Raw genomic sequence first — 26,209 nt, 5'->3', positions numbered from 1 at the left:
CTATTTTTTGATTTCTTTTTTAACCAGAACATCAAGGTACGCGATGGTATTAATAAGATATTTCCTGTCACCTGTAATTGTTGCCATGGCTGTAGCTCCTTGAATCATTGTGTATAATTGTTTTGCAAATTGCAAAGGGGTAACAGGAAGTTTCAACTCATTGTTCTTTACCCCATTTTCCAGAACCAAAGCAATTTTCCCTTCAATTGTTCGTATTGTTTCATTCGCTGCTGCCTTTAAAATAGCATTGTTATATTTGGCATCTACACCCACATTTAAAACGGGACAACCTCCCATGCTTGCTGTGAAAGAGTCATAATGGCGATAAAAATCAGTAAGGGAAAATAGTTTTTCCAGGGCTGTACCTTCGACATTCAACTTATCATCAATGGCCTTCAGAAGTTGTTTGCTGTTATATTCAAAAGCGGCAATGGCAAGGGCCTCTTTATTTTCAAAATTACCATATAACGCTCCCTTTGTAAGACCGGTTGCTTCAGTAAGGTCATTCATGCTGGTTCCCACATAGCCATGCTTATTGAAGATAGGGGCTACAGTTTCAATAATATATGCAGTAGTTCTTTCAGCTTTAGTTGGCATGGGTCTTCTATTTTGTACGAAGATAAAAAATCTATATACTGTATGGTATTTTAATGCATAAAAAAAATGTACCCTATGCCGATGTAAATCGGAAGGGTACACTTTTCAATTATTAACAGGATTAATTAACTAATTCACTTTGATTTCTAAAAACCAGACCATCATTAAAAGAATCTATTAGCACAACACTATCTGCCTTAACTTTACCGCTGAGTAATTCTTTTGAGAGGCTGTTTAACACCTCTTTCTGAATCACTCTTTTTATTGGCCTGGCCCCGTATTGTGGGTCATAACCACGTTGTGCAAGGTAAGCAATGGCTTCATCTGTTGCATCAATTGTGATATGTTGCTTAGAGAGCATTTTTTTAAGCTGATCCAGTTGCAGTTTAACAATCTGTGTAATATCCTCTTTGTTAAGGGGAGTAAACATAATAATATCATCTATTCTGTTAAGGAATTCAGGTCGAATAGTTTTTCTAAGAAGTCCCATAACCTCAATTCGGGCAGACTCCATTGCCGAATATATGTCGTCCAAGACCTCAAATTTCTCCTGAATAATATGGCTGCCCATATTACTGGTCATTATGATTATAGTATTTTTGAAATCAGCAACTCTTCCCTTGTTGTCTGTAAGCCTTCCTTCATCCAGTACTTGCAATAGGATATTAAATGTATCCGGATGTGCTTTTTCTATCTCATCTAAAAGTATCACAGAATAGGGTTTACGGCGCACGGCTTCGGTAAGTTGACCACCTTCATCGTAACCGATATACCCCGGAGGAGCCCCTATCAATCTACTTACTGAGTGACGCTCCTGATATTCGCTCATATCAATTCTGGTAAGTGCATTTTCATCATCAAACAGATAAGCTGCTAAAGTTTTTGCCAATTCGGTTTTTCCAACCCCGGTGGTGCCGAGGAATAAGAATGAGCCGATAGGGCGTTTGGTGTCCTGCAAACCTGCTCTGCTTCTTCTGATAGCATCAGATACGGCCTGAATGGCCTCTTCCTGCCCAACAACACGCTTGTGTAACACATCTTCCAGCTTTAATAGTTTTTCGCGTTCACTTTGTAACATCTTTTTAACTGGAATACCCGTCCATTTAGCGACCACCTCTGCAATATCTTCGGTAGTTACTTCTTCTTTGATAAGGGTTCCTTTTTTCTGTTCATTGCTAAGATCCTTTTGAAGTGATTCTAAGCGCGCATGAGCTTCTTTTATTTTTCCATATCGCAATTCCGCTACTTTACCGTAGTCCCCATTTCGCTCTGCCCTTTCAGCCTCTTGTTTGAAATTTTCAATATCCAGTTTTGTTTTTTGGATATTATCAATTACCGTTTTTTCGCTTTCCCACTTAGCAAAAATTTCATTTCTATCTTCTTTGATATTGGCCAGATCTACATTAAGTACTTTAAGTTTAGCCTGATCATCTTCTCTTTTGATTGCTTCAATTTCAATCTCCAATTGCATGATCTTTCTGTCCAGTACATCCAATTCTTCTGGTTTGGAATTTATCTCCATTCGAAGTTTAGCCGCGGCTTCATCCATTAAGTCAATAGCTTTATCCGGCAAAAATCTATTGGTAATATATCGCTGTGATAATTCGACTGCAGAAATAACAGCTTCGTCCATAATTCTTACTTTATGGTGTGCCTCATATTTTTCCTTAATACCACGTAATATTGAAATTGCACTTTCCGTATCAGGTTCGTTTACCGTAACTTTTTGAAACCTTCGCTCGAGTGCTTTATCTTTTTCGAAGTATTTTTGATATTCATCCAATGTTGTGGCACCAATAGCGCGTAAATCTCCTCTTGCCAAAGCGGGTTTTAGAATATTTGCCGCATCCATTGCTCCCTGACCACCACCGGCACCAACAAGGGTGTGTATTTCGTCGATAAAGAGTACAATATTGCCATCTGAACTGGTCACCTCTTTAATAACTGATTTTAGCCGTTCCTCAAATTCTCCTTTATATTTTGCACCTGCTATAAGCGCCCCCATATCCAGGGAATAAATAACTTTATCTTTTAAGTTTTCCGGGATATCCCCTTGGACAATTCTATGGGCAAGTCCTTCTGCTATTGCAGTTTTACCAGTTCCTGGTTCCCCAACCAACATAGGGTTATTCTTGGTTCGCCTGGAAAGAATTTGAAGTATTCTTCTTATTTCCTCATCACGTCCAATAACAGGATCCAGTTTACCTTTATCTGCGAGGTCATTCAGGTTTCTCGCATATTTATTCAATGAATTATAAGTTTCTTCGGCGCTTTGCGAAGTAACTTTACCTCCTTTTCGCAATTCTTCAATCGCGGCCAAAAGATCTTTTTCCTGAATACCCTGATCCTTTAATATTTTTGAAATTTTACTATTAGATTTAAAAAGAGCAACTATTAGATGTTCGATGGAAACATATTCATCCTCCATCTTTCTTGCAATAACGTTAGCTTCATTCAATGTTTTACCCGCTTCTTTAGAAAAGAGTATTTCTCCTCCAGAGACCTTTGGTAAACTTTCCAGATCTTTTTCAAGTATTTGGTTTACCAGAGAGATATTAATATTTAATTTTTTTAAGACAAACGGGAGTACATTCTCATCAATCTCCACGATTGCTTTATAAATATGTTCATTTTCAATTTGCGGATTTTCCATACTCTGTGCAAGTATTTGCGCATGCTGTATGACTTCCTGAGATTTTATGGTAAAATTATTAATGTTCATTATATATGTTTTTTGCCGTTAATGTTTAATTTTGAATTATAAAGGACAACAATCTTACCACGAAGAATAAACAGACAAAATGTCGGAAAAATCATCTTTTCGCAGGACATTTCGACAGATTGTATGGAAATAAAAAAATCGACTAATTAGCTTTAAAAGAAAAATGGGAGTATTTAATAACTTGTTCAGTAGTAAAAATGTAAACCCTGAGGAACAAAAGGATAAAATAGCATGGATACCTTTAACATCTGTGGATCAGCTTATTGAGATTAAACAAAACTCTTCTAAAAGGCCTCAGATTATTTTTAAACACTCCACTTCCTGTGGTATCAGCAGTATGGTTCTCAGATCTTTCAGGAATTCATATTCCCTAGAGGGAAATCAGGCTGATTTGTATTTTTTGGATTTGCACAGATACAGGGAAGTTTCTAATGAAGTTGCAAAAAAATTTCAGGTATACCACCAATCACCTCAGGTTTTAATAATAAAAAACGGTTTTGCTGTAGCTCATGAATCTCATGGGGGAATTACATCACTGAATTTATCAAGCTATATATAAAAAAACCCCGAAATTTCGGGGTTCTGATTTTAATTAAACTTGTGTCTTACCACGATGTCCTTCAATCTTGATTTTAAATCCTCCCCGGCATCGTAAACCATTTGCTCATTGGAAGGAAATGGTACCGCAACTCTTTCTAATAGCGGGACAAGATCGTTATCAAGCGCTCTTTTATCACCGTTATAATTTGCATAAACATGCTCAAATACAAATTCACTGCTAATAGGGTATGAATTGAGTTGTTGTTTTCTTTGCAAATCTATATAACTTACATTACCGGTAACTTGCGCCGATTTATGCTGGGTAAACTGATAGAAATTGCAACTTACCGTCCTGAATCTATCCACCTTTATTTCATTACCCAGACTGTCTTTTACTACTCTGCCATCTGCATCAACAAGTACTTCAACTCCGTCTTTAATCTGTCTTTCCTTAATAATTTGTTTTTCCTGGATTTGTTCAGGAGATATGTTAATGGCTCTGAAGGCGACTTCCATTTCATAGTCATAGTCTACTTCAGCCAGCGGATTGGTATGATACTGTGTCCATTGGTCGTTTAATCCGTAAGTGTTGAAGTTCAAAAGCTCTTCTTCTAAACGCTCAGGCACTATTTGCTCTGTATCATTAACCATGTTTACTTTAACATAGTCCAACCCTTTCATATAGGCCTCGTCCATTTTTTCTCTGCTATCAGCAAATCCAGGACTTAATTCATTCAGATATTCAAAATCCCTATAAGCATTTCTATAGTCCTCCTTGTATTTTGCATTCTGTAACAACTCTGAAGCGTTATCATATAAATAATCAGATAAATTGTCTTTTGCTACAAGGATCTCATTATCGTAATTGGTAAAAGAAAATCTGGCATTCCGGTCTTCCTCATATACCTGCAGGGGTAGAAGTGGTTTTATTTGCTGCTGAACATTTTTCAAGCGGCTATAGCCATTAAATATCGCGTTGTAATTGGCAGGGTTACCTTCTTTTTTTAAGTATGCAATATTTTCTAATTCCCTTTGCGTATATTTTTTGAAGGCTTCTTCCAGAAGCAACACATAGGGTTGGTTGCCTTTTTTAGTTTTATTATCGGCCAGATTTCTAATAGACTTATTTATGGCAGCGGAATAATTACCAGTATTTATGGCCTCCTGGGTTTTTTTAACACCTCCGCATGCTATTAAAAGAACCAAAATTGTTGTAAAGAGTATCGTTTTTTTCATGATATTATATTTAAGGGTTTTAACAGCAGTTTTCAATAGCTGTGCCAAAACACATATAACTCATAACGAAAAACGATATTATATCGTATATATTCGGTAAAATGATCTTTTAATATTCTGAATTTAGAGATTATCTTTTAGTGCAGGAAGCAATTTTGTCTCTACCGTACCAAACCCAATGCGCACACCATCTTTTTCACAAAATCCTTTTAAAGTTACGGTGTCGAAATCTTGAATTGATGTCCTTTTTTCCCCATTCTGCAGGCTAACAGGCTTTGTTCCCTGCCACGCCAATTCCAGCATTGAGCCATAAGAATCAGGGGTTGCACCTGAAATTGTACCACTGCCCATAAGATCACCACTAAGTATCTTACAACCATTGGAAGTATGATGTGCCAGCTGTTGCGCCATAGTCCAGTACATATACTTAAAGTTTGATCTGGTAATCGTTGTAGGGACCCCTTCCTCTGGGGTTATTGAAACTTCTAAATGAATATCAAAGCTATTTTTTCCCTCTTGTTGCAAATAGGGTAGTGGTTTAGGGTCTTGTTTCGGGCTTTCAACCCTAAAGGGTTCAAGAGCTTCCAGTGTAACAATCCAGGGAGAAATAGAAGAGGCAAAGTTCTTTGCCATAAATGGCCCAAGGGGCACATATTCCCATTTTTGGATGTCCCTGGCACTCCAGTCATTTAGTAAAACCAGTCCAAAAATATACTTTTCAGCCTCGTCAATTGGGATAGATTCTCCTAATTTATTAGCATCTGTTGTTATAAAGGCCATTTCCAATTCAAAGTCAACCATTTTAGAAGGTCCAAACTCTGGTTTGTTAGCCCCTTTAGGTAACGTCTGTCCCTTTGGTCTTCGAATATTATTCCCACTGGGAATTATTGTGGAGCTTCTGCCATGATACCCAATTGGAATATGCAACCAATTTGGTAACAATGCATTTTCAGGGTCGCGGAACATACTACCAATATTAGTGGCATGCTCTTTACTTGAATAAAAATCCGTATAATCTCCAATCTGGACAGGAAGCTGCATTTCTATCTCGTCCATTGTGAATAAAACAATTTTGCAGTGTTCCTGGTTTTCTTTTAGAATAGGGTTGTTAATGTCAAAAATTTCGCTAATCCTATTTCGGACTAAACGCCAGGTTTTATGACCATCAGAAATAAAATCGTTCAAGGTATCCTGAAGGAATATATCATCCGTAAGCGGAATTCCATTGAAATAACCCAGTTGATGGAGTGCTCCAAGATCAATTGCATGATCCCCGATTCTAGTACCAATTGTTATGACATCATCCCTTGTCAGGAAAACACCAAAAGGAATATTCTGAATTGGAAAATCAGAATTAGGGGCTACTTGTAGCCAGGTTTGCTTGGATGGATCATTTGTTTTTAATGACATGATATAATTGTTGATTTATGTTTGATAAATTCCTGATCAAATATATTATTTTCTTCTTATTAAAGTCTGGCAATTTGTACTTTTACGCCTCATTTAACACAAGATTATTGTTATGCAACGCGACCATCAAATATTTGACTTAATTGCCGAGGAAAAAGAACGGCAATTAAATGGGATAGAGCTTATTGCTTCTGAAAATTTTACAAGTCCACAAGTTATGGAAGCTGCCGGATCTGTTCTAACCAACAAATACGCAGAGGGTTATCCCGGAAAGCGCTATTACGGGGGGTGTGAAGTAGTTGATAAGATTGAACAACTGGCAATAGACAGGGCTAAAGAATTATTTGGCGCGGAATACGCAAATGTTCAACCGCATTCGGGTTCTCAGGCAAATGCAGCGGTATACCAGGCATGTTTAAATCCCGGGGATACAATTTTAGGTTTTGATCTTTCACATGGAGGTCATCTTACTCACGGTTCACCGGTTAATTTTTCCGGAAAGCTTTACCGACCGGTGTTTTACGGTGTAGATGAAGAAACCGGTGTGATAAACTACGATAAAATAGAGGAAATAGCTAAAAAGGAGCGTCCGAAGTTAATTATCGCGGGAGCTTCTGCGTATTCCCGGGATATGGATTTTAAAAGATTTAGGGAAATTGCAGATAGTGTAGATGCACTTTTACTGGCAGATATTGCACATCCTGCAGGACTAATTGCAAAAGGGATATTAAATGATCCCATACCACACTGTCATTTTGTTACCACAACAACACATAAAACCCTTAGAGGCCCCAGAGGTGGGTTAATTTTAATGGGGCAGGATTTTGATAATCCTTTTGGGATTAAGCTGAAAAACGGAAATTTAAGAAAAATGTCTGCCTTGATTAATCTAGCCGTTTTTCCTGGTAACCAGGGAGGGCCTTTAGAGCATATTATAGCAGCCAAGGCAATAGCTTTTGGTGAAGCCCTTTCAGATGAATTTTTGCATTATATGTTGCAGGTAAAGAAAAATGCCGCAGCTATGGCTGCAGCTTTTGTTGCCAAAGATTATAACATAATTTCCGGCGGTACCGATAATCATATGATGCTCATAGATCTGCGAAATAAAAATATTACCGGAAAGGATGCTGAAAACATTCTGGTCAAAGCTGATATTACCGCAAATAAAAATATGGTTCCATTTGATGATAAATCACCCTTTATAACTTCAGGAATTAGATTTGGTACTGCTGCGATAACTACCAGAGGTCTTAAAGAGCAGGATATGGTCAAAATTGTAGACTTAATAGATGAAGTTATTACTCATCCGGAAGAGGAGGATGTCGTTTTGAAGGTAAAAGAAAAGGTTAATAAGTTGATGAAAAACCTTCCGTTATTTAACAATGGATAGCAAACGCCGTTTTATGGAAAACCAATAGCCCTATTTATTGGTTTTCCATTTTAATCAATGATTTAACATAAATAAGTCGCCAAAAATGATTGATTTATTCTTCAAGTCATAGATTACGGCATCTTTTTCAGAATCGAAATAAAGACCCCAATATTCAAAATAATCTTTCTTATCATTATTTCCAGCCCTAATATTCTTTAGTTTGGTATCATTTTCAAAGAGGTCTTCCTCAAAGACTGGAATATATATTTCATAGGGAGTTTCAGTAAGTTTTTTGGTAAAATACACATAGTGTTCTGCAATAGTTTGAAGAATTTGCCGAAGTTGTTCTTCAATACTATTTTCAAATATATTCTTAATGATAATAGAGGAATCTTTTAAAAAAATAGAAAGTTCTTCAATATCTATTCTCCTGCGATTCAATTCATTTAAGCTTCTCAATGCCTTAGAAAATGGGGAACTTTTAGACCAGCTATTCTGTGTAGAGTATATTCTGCCCCAGGTACCTTTTTGTAAATGTGACAGAACTTCAACCAGTTTAAAATTGCAATCCATTTCAATTACTAAATTTTCCCGGGTATTATCCGTGGAACAGTTTCGTATGGCTACATTAGAAAAATAATCTTTTTCCAAACTCTTTCTAAAAGCAGTCAATCCCTTTATTTGAGGGTTGTCATCCAGCTTAAGCTTAAGATTATCTCTAAAATTATCCTGTTTGTTTGACATTATAACAAAAAAACTTATTGGTATATATCAAAATTAATTTTAAAAAATAATAGTAGGCTATATAAAAACCATAGAATAAATAAGGTTTTACATGCATTTTGTATTTAACTGACAAGTTTGAAGAAAGAAACGGGACTAGTTTTGCTTAGAAGGAGGGAGTATATTCAGATGAATCCTCTGTTTCTGGATTCGGTAATCAAGGCCTGATCATTCTGTTTTTCAACCCCAAAAACTGCTTTCAGATTCCGTTTTCTATTTTCAATACTGGGAAGTGATAAGGATACATAATTAACCATATCTTTAGTTTTAGTACCTATAGAGAGATAATGAAGTATCTTTTTATCTTTCTCATCCAGGACAATATCATCATTAGCCATCTTTTTCCGAATAGCTGCAAGGGCCTTCTGTGTATAATAGGGGGGATTGGATATTACAGTTAGGACCATAGCCTGTAATGATTTTTGATCTATTTCTGTTTTTACCATATAACCTTCGGGATCAACAGTCTTAAGAATACTGTTTATTCTGTAATTATCACTAAATGAAGACATAAAAACAATTTTTGTCCTGGGAATCACCTTTCGTGCAAAAACCCCTATATCTTCGCCGGTTTTCGCAGGTCCTTCAACAGCTTGTGATAATTGTATGTCTAATAAAAGAATGTCATAATTAAATGAAGTGACAGAATTTTCTATTTTTTGTATCGCCCCTTCATAGGTTTTGGCAGTATCTACATGTACTCTAAATTCTTTAAATTCTGTGTCCTCCAGGATAAATTTATATCCCATTGTGGTCATTTCATGATCATCTACCGCTAAAATCCGAATCGTTTTCATGATGAAGTTTTTTCTACTGTCTTAAATTTTTCTTTTCCATTAATCTGACTTACACTTTCAGATTCCTTTAATTGGTATGGCACTTGTACGGTTACCAGGGTGCCTTTTCCTGGTTTGCTCTCTAAACTCCAGTCCCCGTTTAATTTATTTACCCTGGAAGTAATATTTTTATGACCAATCCCTTTCTTACCTTTTTTGGTATCAAAGCCCCGGCCGTTATCTTTTAGTGTTACTTTTAATTCACTATCTGTTGAGTCCATTTCAAGATTAATCCTTGTAGCAGCGGAGTGTTTAATGCTATTTTGAAGACTTTCCTGGATAACTCTGTAAAGATTAATTTTAATATCGCCACTTAAGGCATCCCAATCAAGACCTTCATCATATTTAAAATGGTACTCCAGATTAGCTGCGTTACATATATTTCTTAATAAATCTTCAATGGATATTATAAAGTTATGGAATTTCTGATAAGAAGCATCGTTTAATTGGTGAGAAATTGTTCGTATCTCTTCCTGCACACCTTGTAACTTTTCAATAGCCGCACCGCGCATGCTAATGGCATTATCATCTATTTTTTTGTTCAATCCCAACAACATCATCCGAATACCATTCATTTCACCCAGTATGCCATCGTGAAGTTCCTCTGAAATTCGTTTCTGTTCAGATTGTTTTCCTTCCTCCAGTTTTTGGTTCTGGGCGAGCATCAGTTCAAATATTTCCTGGTTGGCCTGCTGTTGTTGTTGTTGGAACCGCAGATTTCGATTTTTAGCGCGCTGAGTAATAATAATAAGAACGGAAATAGCCAATAAAAAAAGGCCTATAGCAATACCTATCCATAGCTGCCTTTGTCTTGCCAAAAGTTGGTTTTCCGCTATAAACTCATCGGTTTCAAAACGGATACGGGCAAATTTGTTTCTGATCTTGCGATCTTCTTCCTGGAGACTGTCATTTAAAACCAGGTATTCCTTCAGATAGGACGGTGCATTTTCTGGGTCTAATAAAGGGTATAGCTTTAATGTTTCAAGAACAAGCTGGTTATCACTACCTTCTTTTGCAATTTCAAGAGCCACCTGAGCATTGGCCATTGCCATTGTAGTATCTCTTTCAGCCAAAAAATACTCCGCCAGATGGTAGCGACTCATGGCAATTTGATCAAGGTAGTTCTCCTGGATATTAATTTGCAAAGCCTCTTTTAAATTGGCTTCGGAAATTTTCATTTGGCCCGTTTTGAACTGACTATAAGCCAAATTATCAAGGGCAAGAGCGTAGCTTTTTGAATTCTTAATCAGCAAACTATCTGTGCTTACTACCTTTTCGAAATATGGAATAGCTTTTAAATAATCTCCTTGTTCCTTATAAGAATTCCCAATATTATTGTTCAGTATGTTTTGTTTTTCATTAATTGATTCTTTTGGTAGTTTGTTGAGGTATTCCGCTGCTTTAGAAAAATAGTTTCGTGATAGCTCAAATTCATTCAAGCTTTTGGCAAGAGTTCCCCATAAATTATAACAGAGGAACAATTGTTCATTATTTTCCACAGTTTGAAGCAGTTCAATGGCTTTTATGAGGTTAATTTCTGCCCCGGTAAAGTCCTTTATATCTTTTTGTATTAAAGACATTCTATAAAGTACTCGGCCTCTTCTGGACTTATCATTTAAGGCGGTATAAATTTTTTCTGCCTGGGCGTATTCGTAATAGGCGCTGTCTTTAATAAAATTATACTGATAAAAATAGCCCAGATCCCAATGTAAGGCCGCTAAGATTAAAGAATCTTTAGTTTCTTGTGAGATAAGCTGCCCACTTTTGTTAATCTTCCTGAAATTAATAGAATCTGTTAGTAGATACGCCAGCGAAAGTTCGGAATAATACTTCAGCCTTATGGAATCATTTGGTTCACTGGTAGCACTCTCATAGGCCTTTTGTAAAAAATCCTTTTGGGCCTTTAAAGGTAGATTTGCGTCTGTTCCATTTTTGATCCACACTTGGGTGCTATCTAGACTGAGAAGTTCACTATTTAAATGGGTAGATTGATTTTCTTTTTTGCAGGAAAAAAAAAGAAGTAAGAGCGATATTAGAACTATATGTTTTTTAGTTACCATAACACTTAGAAACTAATTGCTTCCAATACAAGATAATTAAAAAGCCCTAAATACACTATTTAAGGCTTTTTAATTATTTATAAAAATTGTGAGGGTTGAATATATTCTTAAAATTTAATTTAGCTTCTACCTCCTCCAATCGGTGTATCATCTCCATCAGTTCCCTGCTCATATAAGGTTTGATCTTCGGCGCTGTTATCTGCGTCACAGGAATATAATCCCATACTAAATACTACTATTGCGACAATGCTTAAAACTTTTTTCATCTTTATCGTTTTTTTTAAGGGGTTATTTATTATTGACTAGCATGGGACTAATCTAAAAGGATAACCAAAAGTTTATTGTTTTAAAATAAAAGTATTAGCAGATGTACCTATTCTATGAGTATTTGAAAGGTTTTTGAGAGTATTCCTTTAATTGGAGGGTGATATGGTGTTTTTTGATAAAATCTTTTTTAAACCATCTATATTTTCTTTATAAGATTTGGAGAAAGGCAGTTGTGTTTTCCTAATCTTTAAGAAGCATGTAGATTTTCCATAATTAATTCCCGAGACATAATGCGTGTTCAGGATATAACTTTGGTGAACACGTATAAAATTGGAGGGTAACTGATTTTCAAAAGTCTTAAGGGTTTTATAAGCGCTTATTTTGCTGCCGTCTTTCATGATAAAATCTGTAGCATTATTGTCTGCTCTTAAATAAAGTATTTCATTGGTATCCAGATATTGGTAATCATTGTAAGATTTAAGACAAAGCGTATGAGAAACATCTTCTTTTGGCAATTGTTTTTTAAGCCGTAATAACGTCTTACGAATATCAAATTCATTATAAGGCATCAGCCAGTAGTCAAAGAAATTATTTTTAATAGCATTATAGGCGTACTCCTTGCTTTTTGAGATTCCAATAAGAATGGGAATATTTTTAACATACTGATACAATTCAGTGACCATGTGAAAATATTCAAAAGCCTTGTCGTTTAGGTTAATAAAAACAACATCCGGAGTGTATTTAAGAATAGCATTTAAGCCATCTTCACAGTTTCTGGCCTGACTGGTGCATACAAAATCCCCATAGTCCTCCAAATAGTGCTGCAACTGCAAATTTGAGGTGGCGTCGGAATCAATTATAGTATAAGAATACTCCATGCCAAGCTATTTGGGTACAAAGTAGTAAACCTATTCGAAAAGACACCCTACTTTTACCATAGAATAATTAAGGTTTTTCTACATAAAGTGTTGGAAATCAAAAATATTGAAAGAAAATTCCTTCAAATAATATTGCTAAAGCTTAATTCTGATCGAAAGCTACAAATTCATAGGCCCCAATATCGGGTTCAGAACTGCGATCTGTTCCCAGAAGATCTGAGGGTACCAGCAATGCTGTGTCAGGATCTGCTTTGCCAATTGCCGAAGAAGAAATGCCAAGCCTGAAATCGTTTTTTGCAGTATTCCAAAAATCAGCATTCTCATTCAGAAAAACATTGTTGTAGTAGGTATCATTATCAAAATCATACAAAGGATCTGAATCAAACTGATTATTTGTATCCTTAAATTTAATCAGGCAATTCTTGAAAGAAAAGTCAAATGCATTTGTCTCATCAGAATTTAAGGAGAGTTCAAGAGACATATTGCCATCTGCAATACAGTTTATAAAACTAGCTGCAAGGTCCTGTCCGCTTGCACTTGTATCCTCCACGAGATCATAATTACTGATTTGCAATGCAGCACCTGATCTGAAACCATTACTCCAATAATTGGCTATTGAACAGTGCACAAAAGAATAACTACCCCCATTGGAAAGGATTAATGAGCCATTTCCCGCATTACCCAGCACCAAATTTTCTCCATTAATTGAGGAAGATTTTGCCCAAATATTTATCGCCAGGCTGTTATAAATCTGAGAATTACTGACCGAAAGTTTTGGCGGATTTAAGTCCGAATTACCTTCAACCAATAGTCCCACAGAAGCATTCCTGATGGTAAGATGGTTTATGATATTGTTACTACTGCCGGGAGCCAGCCAAATGGTTCCCCACTGCCCGGGCACCTCGGAGAACTCAGTTTCCAGGCGGTCACCCTCAAAAATTACTTCATTTTCCAAAAGAAGCGTATCCATGCTTAAAGTCCCATTAACCTTAAGGGAAGCCCCTTCTCCTACCAATATTCCCGAATCTTTGTGAAAGTGTACTCTGCTGCCTGCAGCAATATTAAGGATTTTATCGGATGCTACTCCGGCATAACCATAGATAACATAAGGTTTTTCATTGCTAAAGCTCAGTTGCTCATCGGTAAGAAGAAATCCTTCTATTCTAATTTCATTTCCATCTTTGTCCAGTCCCAAAAGTAAAGTTTCCTTAGTTCCATCAGCATTTTCTGCAGGATAAAGGAATATAGCATCTTTTATTAAAGTCACTAATTGAACTTCCCGCTGTTTGGGGCCTGCATCAAAAAGGATGGCATCCGTATACAAAAATTCATTCCCGCTTATTGTCGAAATATCAAAAGTTGTTTCGATAAAAATAAATAAGCTGTCTTTGGCCATTAATGGGACATTTTCAAATTCTTTCCCGGCCACACCATCTACATTTAATCTGTAGCTGCTATTATTTCCTTGTGCCAGACGAACACTAGGGATTTGTATATCGTTATTTGATCGGTTATAGACCTTTAGAGAATAAGTACTACTGCCAATATTGGTAAAGACCGTATCTAAATAGACTGTATCCTTTGAAAACTCCAAATTGCCACTGCTCGTATCGTACTGAAAATCCTTCCTGCAAGAACACCAGAGAAGTGTTATCAATAGAATTGGTATAATAAAAAGACTTTGGCGCATATCATATCAGCTATGATTCTTTGTCACATCTGCAAAAATAGAACGAATTTCTTCTGAAATTCGTATTGGTTTGAGTGTTTCGGGATTAAGAAGGCACCATGTTGTTTTTGAATGTAGCAAAAGAGTATTCGTTGCCGCGTTATACATCTCAACAACCCTTGTAGAAATTGCTCCTTTGGAATTTTCAATATATGTTTTCAATAGAATAACATCACCCAAACCGGCGGCGCTTTTATAGGTTATGTTATGATTAAGAACTACCCAAATAAAACGCTCCTGAAGCTCTTTTGAAGTCAGGTGCTGCCAATGTTCTTTGGAAATGTCCTGAATCCATTGTACATAGCGGACATTGTTTACATGATTTAGGTCATCAAGATCATCAGGTTGTACAACTAACGTTTTTTCAAAAGCCTCCATCTTATTTTTTCTTGATCCTAATTTCAAAGAGTTTATCCCAGTTTTTTCCTGTGACAAAGAATGTGTCAGTTGTTGGGTTGTAGGCCACGCCGTTTAAAACATCAAGATTTTCATGTTTTTTAACTTTATTCTTCAATCCGGCCATATTAATCACCCCAACGATGGCTCCACTTTCCGCATCAATAATCATCATACTTTCCTTTTGCCATACATTGGCGTATATTTTTCCATCCACATATTCCAATTCATTGGCTTTGTTGAAAATGGATTTATTGGTTACTGTTTCAATATAACTTACTTCCGTTAGTGTCTCCGGATCTAATAACCAAATTTTTTCAGTACCGTCGCTTTTGTAAATCATTTTTCCGTCATTACAGAGTCCCCAACCTTCTTTGCTCTCCCCATATTGAAAACTATTAAGTTCTTTAAAATCAGAAAGTTGGTAAACAAATCCGATGCTGCTTCGCCATGTAAGTTGATAAAGTTTGTCATTTAAAATGGTAATACCTTCTCCAAAATAATTTTTGGCAAGGTCCTTTTGTTGCAATACTTTACCGGTTTTATAATCTATTTTCCTGATGAACGATTTAGCATTTCCTCCACTACCGGTACTCTCATATAAGGTATCATTGTAAAATTCTAATCCCTGAGTGAATGCGTTTAAATCGTGTGGGTATTCATTGACAATTTCATAAGTGTAAATTTCAGGCGCTGTGCCCGACAAAACCTTTATTTTTTTAGTTATTTCCGCTGTATTCCCTTCATATTCAATAACAGCTTTGAGTTCTTTTTGCCCCAAACGTGTTATATCCAGACTTAGTTTGTCTCCTTTTAGCTCCAATACTTTCCCGTCGATGGAATAGCTTATTTTATCTATTGTTTTTCCTTTTTTGTTGTTTATGGATACAGCTACGGACTCCTGATTGCTAAGCTCATTGGTATTGCCGGCTAACTCAATTTCAAATAACTGTTTGGGTTTTGGATCCCCTTCGCAGGCTAAGAACAGCATGGTTATTATTACAGGGACGAAAAACTTAATGAAATTCATATACGATTTTACTTCTATAGTTTAAGATTAGATAGCCTAATATTGGAAGTTACTCTTAGCAAAAGTATTATTTATTAAATGCTTTGGGGCTAAAATAAGAATGTAAAACGATTGTCCCAAATTTAAATTGGTCGTATATTTGCATGAGGCAAGTCCTACACGACCAGCTCCCTCTGAATCCCCCAGGGTGGGAACGCAGCAAGGGTACGAGGTTGTAGCGGTGCGATGTAGGTAGCTTGCCTTTTTTTTATGCAGTTAATTTTGTGTTTTTGACACCTGCCAGGGATTAATATAATTCTTCACTTCCGTTCTGAATTAAGATTTCAGTATTTTCTTTCTCTTCTTTTTATTTGTTTATTTGCAAGGTATATGAGACAAAAAATTGTTTTAATTACTGGCGGTTCCTCAGGTATTGGCAGATCTATTGGTTTGCATCTTCAATCCAAAGGATATAAGGTTTATGGTACTACTCGTAACTTGGAGAACTATCCTGAATTCTCAGATTTTCAACTCATAGAATTAGATGTCAGGGATGATGACAGTATTGCACGGGCTATAGATAATTTAATTGCCGCTGAGGGGTATTTAGACGTACTTATAAATAATGCGGGAATTGGAATAACGGGGCCAATTGAGGAAACACCGGAAGCTGAAATAAAAAAAGTATTTACCACTAATTTCCACGGACCAATTAATACGGCCAAAGCCGTATTACCGCAGATGAGAAAGCAAAATTCAGGACTAATCATAAATATCACCTCAATAGCCGGATATATGGGATTGCCTTATAGGGGGATTTATTCAGCCAGTAAAGGTGCTTTGGAATTACTTACAGAAGCCCTGAGAATGGAGACCAAAGACTTTGGTATTAAGATAACTAACCTGGCACCTGGTGATTTTGCAACGAATATAGCAGCCGGCCGTTACCACGCACCCGCAAATAGTGATTCGCCATATTACCAATCCTACAGCAAATCATTAGCCATAATCGATGATCATGTACAGGAAGGTCAGGATCCTATAAAGGTTGCAGAAATGGTATTTAGAATCATTAATACTAAAAATCCAAAAGTTCATTATAAAGTTGGAAGTACAATGCAGAAATTTTCATTGGTTTTAAAGAAAATTTTGCCTGATAAACTTTATGAACGCTTGTTATTGAATCATTATAAATTGTAGTTTTGTAGGCGCGTTTTTAAAGTAGATACGCAGCTTTCAAAGGTTATTAAAACAAAAGAAAACACATGAAATTTTTTATTGATACTGCTAATTTAGATCAAATTAAAGATGCTCAGGAGCTTGGCGTTTTGGATGGGGTTACTACAAACCCTTCATTAATGGCAAAGGAGGGGATCACAGGAAGAAATAATATCTTAAAACACTATGTGGATATATGTAACATTGTTGATGGTGATGTATCTGCTGAGGTAATTGCGACAGATTTGCAGGGAATGATCAGAGAAGGGGAGGTGCTGGCAGATTTACATGAACAAATTGTTGTCAAGGTTCCTATGATCCGGGATGGAGTAAAAGCACTTAAATACTTTGCAGACAAAGGCATTAGAACAAATTGTACGTTGGTTTTTTCACCGGGACAGGCCCTTTTAGCGGCTAAGGCAGGAGCAACTTATGTTTCACCGTTTATAGGAAGATTAGACGATATATCTACAGATGGATTAAATCTTATTTCTGAAATAAGGCACATTTATGACAATTATGGATATGAAACGGAAATTCTGGCTGCTTCAATAAGACATACGATGCATATTATCGACTGTGCTAAAGTGGGGGCTGATGTTATGACCGGGCCTTTATCTGCTATTGAAGGACTGTTAAAACATCCCTTAACAGATATAGGGTTAGAAAAGTTTTTAGCGGATTATAATAAGGGAAATTAACTCAGTAACTTATTTTGGGCCAAGCGGTTAGGATTATCCATAATCGTTTGTTCTGTCAATCAAACCTGGTATCCTAGAAAGAGGTATAAACGTTAGCAAAAGCATCTACAATTATGCCGTCATTTGTAATAATCCCTCTATTTGGGTCATAGACGATTAAGGTATGCGCAACATCTTCAAAATTATCTGTCCAAAATTGTTCGTTTTTATCCAGTTGTGAAACTTCGAGCATATTATTCCATCGGGAATGTTCAGTTCTTACATTTAGACCAATAAAAGTATACTCCGGATATTTTTCTTTTAATAGATTAATACGTGTAATCATATTGGTAAAATGCCTTTTTTCGGGCGCTGACCAAAAGTAAAATACAACCTTTCTGTCTTTTCCTAAGTCCTTTATGGAAACCTTGTTGCCTTCAGAATCAAATACCATGAGTTCAGGCAGTTCTTTCTGCGGTTGTAAATTTTTTATCCCGTCATATAGTCCGTTAATTTCATGTATGTGCCTATTGTTCCCTGACATTTGATGAAATTCCTTAATGAAAATTTCAATATTTTCCTCTTTGTCATATTTAAGCAAATAATCCATTGCAACATTCCTGAATAGATTATCTCTAAGTTCCTTTTGCATTATTAGACTATCTATTAACTTTAATTTGTGTTGATTAAAATGGAGTTTGTTTTTTGCCAATTTAATCTGACTTCCACAGCCATTTTTACAGTCCATGTATGAAAGGTTCCCTAAATGATATTTCATGAAATTATAATACGGCCGGTAATAACCTAGACCTTTGTTATCATAATTGATATCGGCGCGATAGTCATAAAAGTCAGGGGGAAGATCATGAATAGATTTCTCACCTTTTTTCCTTTTATGATAAAACGGATAGGCCTCTTTGAAGATATAGGAAGTATACATAATACCCGCCTGGGCTATTTCCTTAGCACCATCTGAAAGTTCAGCCTCCATTGAAAGGTTGTTTAACGATTCAAGTTTTACATTTTTTAAGGAGTCTATTTTTGATATAAATGCTTCAGGTTCCAGGCTATAGTATTGATAAATCAACTCTTCCTCCTGTTCATTGGCCAGAAACATCTCCAATAGAAAGTTATTTACCTGTTCATTGGTACCAGAAAAAACCAGTGATTCATCAAAATCAACTGTATTTAGCCTTAATTGTAAACTATCACCTCGCTCTAAAAACACGTACTGCTCTTCCGGAAAGTGGTAAAAATGATGAAGACCCTCGTCTACTGAATCCAACTGAAAGGAAAATCTATTATTCTCATCAAGACGTGCTGTATCTAAAACCACGTCTCCTTTAAACAGGACAACATACTCGCTTGAAGGGTTTACAATTTCCCCGCCAAAATAAACCGCTGTAGATTTTTTTTCTGCGGTATTACAAGCTGCCAGTAAGATTATAATAAAATATAGTAAAGTTTTATTCATATAATTTTCGCTGCCTATAGGATACAAAACTAGTTAAACCAATAGCCTGAAGCTGTTAAGGCTCAGTTAAAAGTTCACAATCATTGTTAATTGGGAAAGCCGGCTATTCGCGTCGAGGATTATTGCCACTTAGGATTATTTTTCCGTATTTTTGCAAAAATTTTAAAAAGACAAGTATGTTATCTGTTTCCAATTTATCAGTTCAATTTGGTAAAAGAATACTTTTTGATGAAGTAAATGTTAGTTTCACACAAGGCAACTGTTATGGGATCATTGGTGCCAATGGAGCAGGGAAATCTACTTTTTTGAAAATACTCTCAGGTGAAATTGACCCAACCTCAGGTAAGGTACACCTTGAACCGGGCCGGCGTATGTCTGTTTTAGAACAAAATCACAATGCCTATGACGAAATAACAGTTCTTGAGACTGTGGTTATGGGTAACAAACCCTTATATAAAATCAAAAAAGAGATAGATGCTCTTTATGCAGACTATAGTGATGAAAATGCAGATAGAATTGGAGAACTGCAGGTAACCTTTGAAGAAATGAATGGCTGGAACGCGGATAGTGATGCGGCTACCTTATTATCAAATTTGGGAATTCCGGAAGTATTTCATTTTACCTTAATGTCTGAACTGGATTCAAAATTAAAAGTTCGTGTTCTCTTGGCTCAGGCGTTATTTGGTAATCCGGATGTTTTAATTATGGATGAGCCCACGAATGATTTGGATTATGAAACCATTACGTGGTTAGAAAATTTCCTGGCTTCTTACGATAATACGGTAATTGTAGTGTCTCATGACCGTCATTTTCTGGATGCGGTTTGTACCAATATTGCCGATATAGATTTTGGTAAAATCAATTCCTTTTCCGGTAATTACACCTTTTGGTATGAGAGCAGTCAATTAGCAGCCAGGCAAAGGGCACAACAAAACAAAAAAGCAGAAGATAAGGCCAAAGAATTACAAGAATTTATCCTGCGCTTTAGTGCTAATGTCGCTAAAAGCAAGCAGGCAACATCAAGAAAGAAGATGTTGGAAAAACTTAAGATTGAGGACATTAAGCCGTCGAGTAGGAGATACCCTGCAATAATTTTTGAACAGGAAAGGGAAGCCGGTGACCAAATTTTAAATATTGAAAATTTGGCTGCGAGATCTGAGGATGGGGAATTATTGTTCCAAAACTTAAATCTGAATCTAGCTAAAGGAGATAAAGTGACAATTTTATCCAGAGATTCAAGGGCGACAACTGCTTTTTATGAAATTATCAATGGCAAAAGAAAAGCTGATAGTGGCACATATCACTGGGGAATTACAACTGTGCAATCCTATTTGCCAGCTGATAATTCTGACTATTTCAACGAAAATTTGAATTTAGTGGATTGGTTACGACAGTGGGCCAAAACCGAAGAGGAAAGAGAGGAAGTATATATTCGTGGTTTTTTAGGTAAAATGTTGTTTAGTGGGGAGGAGGCATTAAAAAAGTGTACGGTTCTCTCTGGTGGTGAAAAGGTGCGATGTATGCTTAGCAGAATGATGATGATCAGGGCTAATGTACTAATGTTAGACGAACCTACTAACCATCTTGATCTTGAAAGTATAACAGCCTTTAACAATTCGCTGAACAATTTTAAGGGCACAGTTATATTTACTACTCATGATCATCAATTTGCTCAAACCGTGGCAAATAGGATCGTAGAATTGACTCCAAAAGATACTATAGACAGATATTTAACGTTTGATGAATATATGTCTGACAAGGCTATAAGGGAACAACGAGATAAAATGTATGCAATACCCGTATAGCTGAATAGGACCTCCCAAATCCTAATGCTATGCAAACCTACAGAATTTACTTTCTTTTGCTGGCCCTTTTTATGCTGGGGTGCAGCGATGATACCGGAGACCTTCAGAATACAAAAGAAGACTTTCCCAATGTTGATGCTAATTATTCATTGTTGGTGCAATCTAATGAAGTCCTATCACTTATTAATTTAGATGCTGATGCTGAAACTATTTTTTTAGATCCGGGGATAAGTGAATTTGAAGGTATTTCTTTTCCTTCGGTTACTTACAGAGACGGAAACGAAATAAGTATTTTTAATGCTCAAACGGATTGTTCAGGGAGAATTTCTTTATATGATTTTAAAAATGACGCCTTACAAAAAACAATTGTCTTTGATGATTTGGGAAATTGTGATCTTATTGTTCGGGCACTTGCTCATTCCGAAAATACCTTCTACGTTGGTTATGAGGTACCCGGAGGAGGAGCCAAAGAGACACTTTATTATATTCGAATAATTGACACCTCAACATCAGTAGCTGAATTTGTTGATATTGAGTTGGCTAAAAGACCCTTACAGGCAGTTTTTTCAAATAATCACGTATATATTTTATCAGAGGATATAGAAGATGAAAATAAAAATGCCTTGATAGTCTTTGATACCGGGATGGGAGAGTTAGTAGCCGATATAAATCTCGGATTTGACGTACAAAGACTTTTTAAATCCGATGATGAGAATATCATAGTCAGTTATCCTGAGTTACATCATATTATTAGCAGTACTACAATGGCAATAAGCGCAACGATTCGTTATGGCGATGGTAAGGAACCTGGATTCGGAGATTCTGAATCCTCCTTTTATGATGATGTAGGGAATTTGTATTATTCAATGCCCACGAATTTTTCCGGGACTTCATATCCAAATATTCCGGCTGTTTATGATTTTGAAACTAATACTGCATTTCTTTATTACTACGAGAATTTTTTATCGGAACAGGAACAATTAGTTGAATTCGAAATTGGCGATACCAGCATGGTTTCATACGATGCCAAAAACAACCTTATTTTAATTGGATATCAGAAATCAGGAGATCCTGGTAAAGGTGGCCTATTGCGTGTCAGACCTATTCCCAACCCTGCATTTATCGATAATATAGATCTGAATGGCGTGCCTTTTCAGATGTATACCAACTAATTTAACACCGCATGAAAAAAGCGAAGTACAATATGAAATTCGCTAGTCTATATGCTCAGGCATTAAAATATTTACTATTCCAGATAGCAGGATTAAAATTCTTACCCAAAGCGAACCCGTAGAAAATAACTACCGCGGCTATAGATTTGAACATAAAAAAGAATATTATCATAAATTCCATTTGCGAATTTGATTTTGAAAAAAGTCCGTTTGGAATAAAAAGTGTAGTTAGATAACTGATTAAAACTACAAGTAATGTAAGGTTGATAATATTCTTAAATGGCCAAACCAGAATCCTGCGTAAAGGATGCAGATCATTACCCCATTTATCAATTAAATAAAAATATCCATTACCAATAGGGGCAAACAATAGGGGATCATCTTTATCTGCTAATTTGAACAGTTTTGAAGGGGCAACTATTTTAAAACCTTCAATTTCAATATTATGCTTTTTCTCCAGCAGTTTTATCTTATCAATTGTTTTATCCGGAATCTGACCTTTAAAATATTTGGAGTCCAGAAAACGAAGTCTGTAGTTAATGCAGATTTCCTTTATTTGATCAATGTGAAAAATTCTATCTGTTTCTAAAAGATCAAATTTGAAATTATTTTGTGAACGATTAGTACTGCCGGATATTTTTTTCAGAATTTTTTCTTCTTTTTCGGAAGATTTCTGTAAGAGTAAATATACCTCATTAATAAGCTGTTCTTCGGAGAACTGACGTTTTGCTTTATTGAGTTGCTCCTGGATATTTGTGTTTTTTAATAACATGGGTTTCTTTTTCTAGCAATTGAGTCAAAAATAATGAATTGACTTTATGAAACAAATTCTGTTTAAGATTTCAGCAACGTTAATATTTTGTTAAATTCTTTCAAATGCATTTTCACTTATATGACTGTGTCCACCATAATTGTATCTTGTCGGCTTAGCTATACCGTTCATCGATAATTTCGAATAATTTAAATTAGATACCATGAAATATTTGGCAACCCCCCTAAGCCTACTTGCCTTATTGACCTCTTTAACAACTTTTTCTCAAACTTCCCTGGCTTCCGTAAATAATGATCTATTAAAAAAAACAATTATTCGGAGCACGGAGGAATCTCAAATTCACAAAACGCTTCTTGCTGCTGTAAAAGCTGCAGATCTTGAAGAAACTCTCGCTGGTGATGGTCCATTCACAATTTTTGCTCCATCAGACGGAGCCTTTAAGAAGATGTCTGAGGATAAGATAGCTGCATTGTTAAGACCTGAAAATAAAAGGGCCTTACAATCTTTTGTTACCTATCACATCGTTGCTGGTAATCTTACGGCTTCAAAAATATTAAAGGCAATGTGCAGGGGTAAAGGTATTGCGAGTTTAACTACTGTTCAGGGTAATGAGTTATTAGCCACTATGGATGGCCTGGATATTGTTCTAACTGATTGTTTTGGAAATATAGCAAGGATAACTTCTGCAGATGCCAATCAGAGTAATGGTGTTATCCACGTAATTGACAGTGTAATTTTGCCAAATCAATTGTAACCTATCGTAACTCTGCACCCAACTCTTTTTCAAAGCGTTGCTGCAGTTTTTTCATAATCTTATCGATCTGCTTATCCGTTAATGTTTTCCGGGCATCCCCTATGGTAAATCCTACAGCATATGATTTTTTTTCCGGTGGGAGATTCTTTCCGGTATAGACGTCAAAAAGAGTAATATTTTTCAGTAGATTTCTTTCTGTATCGAATGCAATGGTTTTGATTTCATCAAATGAGATATCCATGTCCAACAATAAAGCCAGATCTCTTTTTACCTCAGGAAATCTTGGAATTTTCTCAAAAATTATTTTATTCTTGGGGATGTTCTTTGATAATGCGTCCCACTTAAAATCGGCATAAAAAACATCTTGTTTAATATCAAATTCTTTCAAAATAGCCTTTTGAACAATTCCAAAGGTTACCAATTCAGTATTATTCTTTTTCAGGCATAGGCCTTCATGGAAAATGTCATTCTGCTCGGAAAATGAGTTATAATCAGCAATACCAAGTCGCTCTAAAACCAGTTCAACTGCTGCTTTTAGGAAATAAAAATCTGTAGGCCTGGAAGGAAAGATCCAGCTGTTTTCATTTCGGGTTCCCGTAATAATTAAGGTTAAGTGCTTAGATTCTAAATAATCTGATTTGGTGTTCTGGTATGTTTTTCCAAATTCGAAAAAATTTAGGTTCTGTTTTTTTCTGTTAATATTATAAGCCACTGTTTCTAATGCCGAAAATAGCATGGTTTGTCTTAAAACTGATAAATCTGCACTTAACGGATTTAATATGGCAACTCTCGTTTCTTCAGAATTAGTAGCTAGAAATTTATCATAATTGGGACTGGTAAGACTATTGGTCATAATTTCATAAAAACCTCTCGAAGCCAGCATCTCGCCAATTAGTTTTTCAAGTTTATGATCTTCAAATCTTGTACTGGTAGCAATGGAAGCATTCAGCTTTTCTTTAAAATCAATATTGTTATATCCGTAAATTCTCAAAATTTCTTCAATTACATCCACTTCTCTTTGTACATCTACTCTGTAAAATGGAATAAGAAGCCCTAAGCCCGATTCGGTAGAATTTTTAACCTGGATATCTAAGGATGCCAATATAGACTTAATCGTATCTGCGGGTATTTTTTGCCCTATTAAGGTATTGATTCTTTCGAAAGAAAGAAATACCTGATAATCATCTTTCTTCCGGGGATAAAGATCTACAACGTCCGAAGTAACATCTCCCCCTGTGATCTCCTTTATCAATAAAGCTGCCCTGCGCAGGCAATATTCGGTGTTATTTATATCTACACCTCTTTCAAAACGAAAAGATGCATCAGTATTTAACCCGTGGCGTTTGGCGGTTTTCCTAATTGAAACGGGGTCAAAATAGGCGCTTTCAAGAAATATTGATCTGGTATTTTCCGTCACACCTGTATTAATTCCCCCAAAAACTCCGGCAATACACATGGGCTTCTCATCATCACATATCATTAAATCTTCTTCATTCAAAATGCGTTCCTCACCGTCCAGGGTCATAAATTTAGTGCCGGATGGTAAAGTCTTTACAACTATCTTTTTGCCGCTAATTCTATCGGCATCAAATGCGTGCAAGGGCTGCCCCAATTCATGCAGGACGTAATTAGTAGCGTCTACCACATTATTAATAGGGCTCAGGCCGATGGCGCGCAATCTGTTTTTTAACCAATCCGGAGAAGGCTGCACAATAAGATTACTAAGTGTTACTCCGCAATACCTCGGTGCGAGGTTGTTATTTTCAACCGCAACATCTATTTTTAACGATCTGTTTTCAATATTGAAATTACTTACGGAGGGAGTAATAAGTTCTGTATGAATATCTCTCTGCTTAAGCCCTGCTTTTAGATCTCTGGCTACTCCATGATGGCTCATAGCGTCCGCTCTGTTTGGTGTTAAGCCGATTTCAAAGATTTCATCTTTTTCTATTTTAAAGATTTCGGAACAAGCCGTTCCCGGTATGAGTGTCTCGCTTAAAACCATTATACCCTCATGGCTTTCACCTAAACCTAACTCATCTTCTGCGCAAATCATTCCATGACTCTCAACGCCTCTTATCTTTCCTTTCTTAATTAGCAGGGTCTTTCCATCATTGGCGTATAACGTAGAACCTATCGTGGCCACAGGTACCATTTGTCCCTCGGCGACATTTGGCGCACCACAAACTATCTGAACAGGGTTTTCTAAACCAATATCAACCGTAGTCAGCTTTAACCTATCGGCATTCGGATGCTTTTCACAACTTAGGACATGGCCTACTACTACACCCTCTAAAGAACCGGGAATAGACTCGAATTGGGAGATGCCTTCTACTTCAAGCCCTAAATTGGTTAGAAGTTCCCCTGTTTTTTCTGCTTCCCAATCGAGCTTAAGAAACTGTTTTAACCAGTTATAGGAAATTTTCATTGGCTAGTTTTAGCCTTCAAAGATAAAACAAAGGTCTTATACATTCAATATAGTAGAGGCTGAATAGCTTT

Annotated in this window: 22 protein-coding genes and 1 other RNA gene; 8 read left to right on the top strand and 15 right to left on the bottom strand. The window is 36.3% G+C overall.

The genetic code is table 11. From position 1 onward, the window contains the following. Both Q0874_RS11000 and clpB read right to left on the bottom strand, forming a co-directional pair. Nucleotides 1–597: a TetR/AcrR family transcriptional regulator gene (locus tag Q0874_RS11000; protein ID WP_299163070.1), complete on the bottom strand. Its 597-nt coding sequence runs from the start codon at nt 595–597 to the stop codon at nt 1–3. A 121-nt stretch (nt 598–718) separates the two neighbouring features. Further along, nucleotides 719–3,319 (bottom strand): ATP-dependent chaperone ClpB, encoded by a 2,601-nt coding sequence (gene clpB / locus Q0874_RS10995; RefSeq protein WP_299163068.1) that lies wholly within the window; start codon nt 3,317–3,319, stop codon nt 719–721. 163 nt (nt 3,320–3,482) lie between these two features. On the opposite strand from clpB, the gene ytxJ reads away from it, so the two are divergent. Next, nucleotides 3,483–3,878: a bacillithiol system redox-active protein YtxJ gene (ytxJ, locus tag Q0874_RS10990; protein ID WP_299163066.1), complete on the top strand. Its 396-nt coding sequence runs from the start codon at nt 3,483–3,485 to the stop codon at nt 3,876–3,878. Nucleotides 3,879–3,907: 29 nt separating this feature from the next. Here the strand turns inward: ytxJ and Q0874_RS10985 are convergent, their stop codons facing one another. Further along, entirely contained in the window at nt 3,908–5,095 is a 1,188-nt protein-coding gene (locus Q0874_RS10985; RefSeq protein ID WP_299163064.1) for a hypothetical protein, read from the bottom strand. A 123-nt stretch (nt 5,096–5,218) separates the two neighbouring features. Beyond that, complete coding sequence (gene fahA, locus Q0874_RS10980) at nt 5,219–6,505, bottom strand: fumarylacetoacetase (protein ID WP_299163062.1); 1,287 nt, start codon at nt 6,503–6,505, stop codon at nt 5,219–5,221. Between the two features lie 112 nt (nt 6,506–6,617). Here fahA and glyA point away from each other — a divergent pair, with 112 nt between their 5' ends. Continuing rightward, nucleotides 6,618–7,895: a serine hydroxymethyltransferase gene (gene glyA, locus Q0874_RS10975; RefSeq protein ID WP_299163059.1), complete on the top strand. Its 1,278-nt coding sequence runs from the start codon at nt 6,618–6,620 to the stop codon at nt 7,893–7,895. Between the two features lie 54 nt (nt 7,896–7,949). Here the strand turns inward: glyA and Q0874_RS10970 are convergent, their stop codons facing one another. From Q0874_RS10970 to Q0874_RS10935, 8 genes are all read right to left on the bottom strand, one after another. Next, entirely contained in the window at nt 7,950–8,621 is a 672-nt protein-coding gene (locus Q0874_RS10970) for a hypothetical protein (RefSeq protein WP_299163056.1), read from the bottom strand. Nucleotides 8,622–8,785: 164 nt separating this feature from the next. After that, complete coding sequence (locus tag Q0874_RS10965; RefSeq protein WP_299163029.1) at nt 8,786–9,457, bottom strand: response regulator; 672 nt, start codon at nt 9,455–9,457, stop codon at nt 8,786–8,788. Next, nucleotides 9,454–11,556: an ATP-binding protein gene (locus tag Q0874_RS10960; protein WP_299163026.1), complete on the bottom strand. Its 2,103-nt coding sequence runs from the start codon at nt 11,554–11,556 to the stop codon at nt 9,454–9,456. Before Q0874_RS10960 ends, Q0874_RS10965 begins: the two co-directional genes overlap by 4 nt. A gap of 119 nt (nt 11,557–11,675) precedes the next feature. Beyond that, nucleotides 11,676–11,822 carry a hypothetical protein gene (locus Q0874_RS10955; RefSeq protein ID WP_299163023.1) on the bottom strand — a complete coding sequence of 49 codons (147 nt, stop codon included), beginning with the start codon at nt 11,820–11,822 and terminating at the stop codon, nt 11,676–11,678. Nucleotides 11,823–11,969: 147 nt separating this feature from the next. After that, a complete protein-coding gene (locus tag Q0874_RS10950) occupies nt 11,970–12,701 on the bottom strand; it encodes a LytTR family DNA-binding domain-containing protein (protein WP_299163021.1) in 732 nt (243 codons plus the stop codon). A 142-nt stretch (nt 12,702–12,843) separates the two neighbouring features. Beyond that, entirely contained in the window at nt 12,844–14,391 is a 1,548-nt protein-coding gene (locus tag Q0874_RS10945) for a hypothetical protein (RefSeq protein WP_299163018.1), read from the bottom strand. 6 nt (nt 14,392–14,397) lie between these two features. Next, nucleotides 14,398–14,808, bottom strand: coding sequence for an acyl-ACP thioesterase domain-containing protein (locus Q0874_RS10940; protein ID WP_299163016.1), 411 nt, complete (start codon nt 14,806–14,808; stop codon nt 14,398–14,400). A gap of 1 nt (nt 14,809) precedes the next feature. Continuing rightward, on the bottom strand, nt 14,810–15,856 hold the full coding sequence (locus Q0874_RS10935) for a glutaminyl-peptide cyclotransferase (RefSeq protein WP_299163013.1): 1,047 nt from the start codon (nt 15,854–15,856) through the stop codon (nt 14,810–14,812). Nucleotides 15,857–16,002: 146 nt separating this feature from the next. On the opposite strand from Q0874_RS10935, the gene ffs reads away from it, so the two are divergent. From ffs to fsa, 3 genes are all read left to right on the top strand, one after another. Then, nucleotides 16,003–16,101, top strand: an RNA gene (ffs, locus tag Q0874_RS10930) — signal recognition particle sRNA small type. A 124-nt stretch (nt 16,102–16,225) separates the two neighbouring features. Then, complete coding sequence (locus Q0874_RS10925; protein ID WP_299163010.1) at nt 16,226–17,035, top strand: SDR family oxidoreductase; 810 nt, start codon at nt 16,226–16,228, stop codon at nt 17,033–17,035. A 65-nt stretch (nt 17,036–17,100) separates the two neighbouring features. Then, nucleotides 17,101–17,754 (top strand): fructose-6-phosphate aldolase, encoded by a 654-nt coding sequence (gene fsa / locus Q0874_RS10920; RefSeq protein ID WP_299163007.1) that lies wholly within the window; start codon nt 17,101–17,103, stop codon nt 17,752–17,754. Between the two features lie 73 nt (nt 17,755–17,827). On the opposite strand, the gene Q0874_RS10915 is transcribed toward fsa, so the two are convergent. After that, nucleotides 17,828–19,207, bottom strand: a complete 1,380-nt coding sequence (locus tag Q0874_RS10915; protein ID WP_299163004.1) for a transaldolase — start codon at nt 19,205–19,207, stop codon at nt 17,828–17,830. A gap of 176 nt (nt 19,208–19,383) precedes the next feature. Between Q0874_RS10915 and Q0874_RS10910 the strand changes: the two genes are divergently transcribed. Next, the gene (locus Q0874_RS10910) at nt 19,384–21,012 is read left to right on the top strand and encodes an ABC-F family ATP-binding cassette domain-containing protein (protein WP_299163001.1); all 1,629 of its coding nucleotides are present in this window, start codon (nt 19,384–19,386) and stop codon (nt 21,010–21,012) included. Between the two features lie 29 nt (nt 21,013–21,041). After that, the gene (locus tag Q0874_RS10905; protein WP_299162998.1) at nt 21,042–22,184 is read left to right on the top strand and encodes a hypothetical protein; all 1,143 of its coding nucleotides are present in this window, start codon (nt 21,042–21,044) and stop codon (nt 22,182–22,184) included. A gap of 55 nt (nt 22,185–22,239) precedes the next feature. Here Q0874_RS10905 and Q0874_RS10900 read toward each other — a convergent pair whose 3' ends face one another. Further along, nucleotides 22,240–22,956: a hypothetical protein gene (locus Q0874_RS10900; RefSeq protein ID WP_299162995.1), complete on the bottom strand. Its 717-nt coding sequence runs from the start codon at nt 22,954–22,956 to the stop codon at nt 22,240–22,242. A gap of 202 nt (nt 22,957–23,158) precedes the next feature. On the opposite strand from Q0874_RS10900, the gene Q0874_RS10895 reads away from it, so the two are divergent. Continuing rightward, entirely contained in the window at nt 23,159–23,710 is a 552-nt protein-coding gene (locus Q0874_RS10895) for a fasciclin domain-containing protein (protein ID WP_299162992.1), read from the top strand. Nucleotide 23,711: 1 nt separating this feature from the next. Here the strand turns inward: Q0874_RS10895 and pheT are convergent, their stop codons facing one another. Continuing rightward, nucleotides 23,712–26,138 carry a phenylalanine--tRNA ligase subunit beta gene (pheT, locus tag Q0874_RS10890; RefSeq protein WP_299162989.1) on the bottom strand — a complete coding sequence of 809 codons (2,427 nt, stop codon included), beginning with the start codon at nt 26,136–26,138 and terminating at the stop codon, nt 23,712–23,714. Between the last annotated feature and the right edge of the window lie 71 nt (nt 26,139–26,209).

This window comes from uncultured Eudoraea sp. (assembly GCF_947490415.1).
Classification (GTDB): domain Bacteria; phylum Bacteroidota; class Bacteroidia; order Flavobacteriales; family Flavobacteriaceae; genus Eudoraea.
This window is presented reverse-complemented; position numbering and strand designations above follow the sequence as displayed.